This is a genomic window from Pseudoduganella sp. RAF53_2, assembly GCF_052113985.1.
Taxonomy (GTDB): domain Bacteria; phylum Pseudomonadota; class Gammaproteobacteria; order Burkholderiales; family Burkholderiaceae_D; genus Rugamonas.
Window position 1 is genome coordinate 1 of sequence record NZ_JBFRDW010000413.1, and the last position, 5409, is coordinate 5409.

4 protein-coding genes are annotated in these 5409 nt (G+C 63.8%); all 4 read right to left on the bottom strand.

Annotation, left to right across the window (positions count from 1 at the left end; all coding sequences use genetic code 11):
• A partial coding sequence (locus AB4Z11_RS21545) for a DUF4197 family protein (protein ID WP_442027567.1) occupies positions 1-279 on the bottom strand: 279 nt, incomplete at its 3' end.
• Between the two features lie 67 nt (positions 280-346).
• Positions 347-3277 carry a TonB-dependent receptor gene (locus tag AB4Z11_RS21550; RefSeq protein ID WP_442027568.1) on the bottom strand — a complete coding sequence of 977 codons (2931 nt, stop codon included), beginning with the start codon at positions 3275-3277 and terminating at the stop codon, positions 347-349.
• A 264-nt stretch (positions 3278-3541) separates the two neighbouring features.
• Entirely contained in the window at positions 3542-5137 is a 1596-nt protein-coding gene (locus tag AB4Z11_RS21555; RefSeq protein ID WP_442027570.1) for a tetratricopeptide repeat protein, read from the bottom strand.
• Between the two features lie 7 nt (positions 5138-5144).
• Positions 5145-5409 (bottom strand): EAL domain-containing protein (locus AB4Z11_RS21560; RefSeq protein WP_442027571.1); only part of this gene is annotated, 265 nt, incomplete at its 5' end.

The window sequence follows — 5409 nt, forward strand, 5'->3', positions numbered from 1 at the left end:
GTTCATGGCGGTTTCCAGTTCGTCCAGCTGCTGGCCGCGGCCCGTCATGGCGATCAGCGGGCGCGCCTTCTCCAGAATTTTCGGCAGGGGGATGTGAACTTTTTCGTTATTGAGGAAGCCGCCGTCGACGCCCAGTTTGGCGACAGCGGCCGAAGATCCGGCTTCCAGCGCCGCTTTCAGGCCGCCGCTGGCTTCCTTGTTGCTGAGCGCCGCCAGGGGATCGGCGGCGAAAGCGCTGGCTGCCAGAAGCAGGCCAGCGCCGAAGATCGCAGGTTTCATCACACACTCCGGACGAAATTGATCTTGCTATCTTACTACCAACAGTCGATCAATCCCGCCAGAGTTGTCAGAACTTGTAACTCAGGCCTGCCACAAAAGAACGGCCCGAATGCACATACAGCAGCGTATCGTTACGCTGCGAATCGCGGCCATAGCGCAGCGGTTCGTCGGTCAGGTTCTGCCCTTCCAGCGACACGCGCAGCTGCGGCGTGATGTTGTAGGAAACGCTGAAGTCCACGTTGGTCGAACCATCGACAATGGTGAAGTCGTGGCCCGCCACATTACCCAGCACGTTCAGCAGATACGACGAGCGGTGCGCCGCCGAGACACGCGCGCTGAACTTCTGGTCCTCGTAATACAGCGTGATGTTGTGGGCATTTGGCGACAGACCCGTGAAGTTGGCGACCTGGGTCAGCTGCTCATTGGCGGCCGTATTGGGATTGTCCACCCGCGTGATGTAGGTGATCTTCGAATCGACGTGGGTGTAGTTCAGCAGCGCGCCGAAATTGCTCCAGAACCCAGGCAGGAAGCTGAACGGCGCCTGCCAGTTGAATTCATAGCCGCGCAGCGGACCGCCCGGCGTGTTGACCTTGCGGTTCACCACCACGGTGGTGCTTGGGAGCGTCGGGCAGGCCGGCGTGCCGCCCGTAATGCTGCAGCCACCGCCCAGCAGCACGGAATCCGGCAGACCGAGCGAGGAGAACACGGCACGTTCGGACACGCCCTGGATGAAGGTGCCGATGTCCTTGTAGAAGTAGCCCAGCGAAACCATGGCGTTCTTCTGGTAGTACCACTCGGCCTGCACGTCGACGGTCTTGGCGCGGATCGGGTCCAGGTTCGGATTGCCGATGCTGACCGTCTGGCTCTGGGTGCTCAAGGTGGCCGATGGCGCCAGGTCGGTGTATTCGGGACGCGCCACCGTCTTGCCGGCCGAGAAGCGCACCAGCACATCGCGCGGCAGTTCGGCCGTCACGTTCAGCGCCGGCAGGTAGTCGCGGTACTTGTGCTCCACCGTCACCGGCTGCAGCGCGTTGTTCGCATTCACCAGCGCGAAGGAGGTGGCCGTGGTGTCGGCGCCGCGCACACCCACATTACCGCGCAGCGGAATGCCAAACACGTCGTACTTGAAGTCCACCATGGCGAACAAGGCCTTGATCGATTCATCCACGCCGCGATTGGCCTGCGCCAGGTAGTTGTATTCCGAACCCGGCACGGCGGCGCAATGGCACTCGATGTTGTACACGCCGAGGAACTTCTGCAGGTCCACCGCAGCCCACGACGTAGGCACGCCCGTGCCGCCAAGGCCGCTGCCGAAGTTGTCGATCTGGCGCGACACGCTGGCCAGCGTCACGCCTGCCGGCAGCGCCAGACCATTGCCGCCGGAACCGATCTCGATATTGGTCCAGGTGTTGGCGCGCTTGGAGAAGCCACCGCGCAGCGTGATGTTGTCGTTCACCTCGAAGCTGCCATTGATGGCATGCGTGGTCAGCTTGTTCTTGGTGTGCAGATAGCGGCCCACGAACTGGCCGTGGAAGGTGCCGTCCGCCTCCTGCGGCGCGAAGGTAAAGGCGTTCGGGTTGGTGACGTCCATGCCGAAGTTCAGTGTCGGCACATTGCGGTTGTTGCGGAAGTCCCAGGAGAAGTTATTGATATTCGGCGCGTCCCACTGCACGGTGGCGCGCACCGGTTCGTCCAGGTCGGAGATCGAGCTGCCGGTCAGGAAGTCGACCTTGAAGCGGTCGCTGAAATCGTGGCGGCCGGACAGCACGTTCTGGCGGAACAGCGTGGTGTACTTGTCCAGCAAGCCCTCGGTGCGGATGTCGACGGCGTTGAATTTGCCATAGTCCCAGCTGCCGTTCTGGTCGAAGTGCGCGTCCACGATCGAGGTCTGCGGCTTGCCGTTGGACTGGCCCAGGCTGCGGCCGAACGAAATCGCTTCGATGTAGTTGTCGTAGCGGTTGTTGACGAATTTACCGCCCAGGAAGTCGTAAGCCAGTTCGGTGTGCGAATCCGGACGCCATTGCAGCGAGCCCGTGATGCCGCTGCGTTCATACTGGGTTTCCGAGCGGCGATAGCGCGGAATACGCGGCGCAAATGCGCCCGAGCCCGGCGCCGGATTGGCGACCGTGCCGCCGTAATCGTCGGTGCGGCCCATCACGTCATTGTAGGCGGCGGTACTGGAGGTACGCGGCACGCCCGTGCCGCAATTCGCCGCATCGATGCCTTTGGCGGGCGTGTTGCCCGGATTCTGAGGGCTATAGCTAAGCGGCGAGCAGAAGCCGCCGTCCTGGTTGGCGCTCAGCAGCTCCACGGCTTCATAGCCTTCTTCCGTTGCGGTGCGCTTGGAGTAGGCGGCGGAGATCAGTGCACCGACCTGGCCGAAGCTGGTGGTCCAGCGGTCGGACGCCAGCGCGGTCAGGCGCGGTTCGGTCTTGCGCGACAGGTCGTTGTGGAACTCCTGCCCTCCGAGGCTGAAGGTGCGGCCCTTGAAGTCGAAGGGACGCGCGGTGCGCAGGTCGACGGTGGCGCCCAGCGAGCCTTCTTCCACGGCCGCTTCGGCGGTCTTGCGCACTTCCAGGCTGTTGAACAGTTCGGAGGCGAATACGCTGAAGTCGAAGCCGCGCCCGCGGTTGGTGCTGCCGTTGATGTCCGATGCGCCGGTGGCGGTCACGCCTTCGATGCCGTTGATGCGCACCCGCGTAAAGCCTGCGTTCAGGCCACGCACGGTAATCTGCTTGCCCTCGCCACCGTCGCCGCGCGACAGCGACACGCCCGGCACGCGCTGCAGCGATTCGGCCAGGTTCGCGTCCGGGAATTTGGCGATATCTTCGGCCTTGATCACATCGACGATTCCGTCGCTGTTCTTCTTGGTGTTCAAGGCGCTGTTCAAACTGGCGCGGAAGCCCGATACGACAACCACGTTCTCTTCCTGCGCGCTGGCGGCCATGCTGGCGACTGCAAGTGCTACGGCCAGCGCCATACGATTGCGGTACTCCATCCTGTCTCCTCCCTGTTGTTGTTGCAAGGAGTGTATGGCGCACCACGCCGCTTTTTTCAGCAGTGAGCAAACAACTCATAAACTTGATCGGTACTGATCGCTGCACTTTCAGTCGCGCCAGAGGAGCGGCACGGGTTTCAATCACCGGATTGAGCGATCAAATGCTCCCCTTGAGCGTGGGGATTACGCGACACTGCCGGAAACCCAAGGCAGAAGCAGGTGTCTGCCACGCCGTGGCAGACACCAGGGTTACGCCGTGGGTTTTTAAGCAGGCAGCAGGTCGGGGTGGGCGCGCAGCTGCGCTAGTTGGCTGGCGTTGAGGCGGGCGGCGGCTTGTGCGGTGTAGCGCGCGGCGCCTTGAACGCCGGCGCGTTCCGCCAGCGACAGCCAGCGGTAGGCTTGCGGCACGTCGGACGGTGCGCCCTGGCCGCTGAGGTACATCAAGCCAGCGTTGAGCTGCGCACGGCCATGGCCCTGGCGGGCGGCGGCCACATACCACTGCAGCGCGGCGGCGAAATCGCGCGGCACGCCCTGGCCATTGTCGTAGCGCAGGGCCAGCGTGAACTGAGCCAGCGTGTGGCCTTGCTCGGCGGCCTTGCGGTACCAGGCGTTGGCCTGCAAGATGTCCGGCACGGGACCGTCGTCGCGGTCGTAGAGCTGGCCCAGCATGTACTGGGCGGCAGCGTAATCCTGTTCCGCCGCGCGCAGATACCAAGCGATCGCCTTGCGCAGATCGAGCGGCACGCCCTGCCCTGTTTCATAGCGCAGGCCAAGGTCGAATTGCGCACGCAGATGGCCCTGATCGGCCGCCTTGCGATACCAGAAAATGGCTTCGTGCGGGTCGGCATTCACGCCATGGCCCGCGTCGAACAGCATGCCCAGATGGTATTGCGCCGCCGGGAAACCCTGATCGGCCGCCTTGCGGTACCAGCTGGCCGCTTCGGCATAGTCCTGCACCACGCCCTGGCCATGGTCATAGCGCTGGCCCAGGTTGTTCTGCGCCGCCGCGTGGCCCTGATCCGCCGCGCGGCGATACCAGGCCAGCGCCAGCTGCTCATCGCGCGGCACGCCGTGGCCATTGTCGTAGATCAGGCCCAGATTGAACTGGGAGCTCATATGATTTTGCTCGGCCGCCGCCGTGTACCACTTGATGGCTTTCGGGCTGTCCTGCGGCACGCCGTCGCCCTTGTCGTAGCGCAGCGCGAGATTGAACTGGGCCGGCGCGTATTTTTGCTCTGCCGCCTTGCGGAACCATGACATGGCTTGCTGTACATCCTGCTGCACGCCTTGTCCGTTCGCATAGCGCAGGCCGAGATTGAACTGGGCGCGCGCATAGCCCTGCTCCGCCGCGCGGCGATACCACATGATGGCCTGGCGGAAGTCCTGCGGCACGCCCTTGCCGGTGTCGTACATCATGCCCAGGTTGTTCTGCGCACCCGCGTCGCCCTGCTCGGCAGCCTTGGCGAACCAGTGGCGCGCCTGTTCGGTGTCCTGTTCGATACCCTGGCCCTTGGCGTACAGCCAGCCCAGGTTGTACTGCGCGGCGGCATAGCCCTGCTCCGCCGCCAGCTGATACCAGCGCGCCGCTTCCGTGTAGTCCGGATCGACGCCCTGGCCCTTCTGGTACATCACGCCAAGGTTGTACTGCGCATGCTCCAGCCCTGCATTGGCGGCCTGCCGATACCAGGCCGCGGCCAGCTCATAGCTCTGCGCCACGCCCTGGCCGTTGAAATACATGAAGCCCAGGCTGTGCTGGGCGTTCGGCACGCCGCGCTCGGCGAGATCGCGTACACGCAGGTATTCCGCCGTGTAGTTGGTGGCCGCGGAGGCTTCTGCTTCGCTGGGCGTGTAGCGCTGCATGGGTGGCTCAGGCCTGGATGGCGACGACGCGCGCGCCCGGCACTTCAGCCGCACCTTCGATCTGGTTCTGCGTCTGCAGCACGTTGATGAAGGACGACAGCGAAATCGGACGGTAGTACAGATAGCCCTGCATGGTGGAGCAGCCATTGGCCTGCAGGTAGCGTGCCTGCACCTCGGTCTCCACGCCTTCCGCCACCAGATGCAGGCCCAGACCGCGCGCGATGGAGATGATGGCCAGGATCACCGGATAGTGCCCATGCTCGTCGTGGATC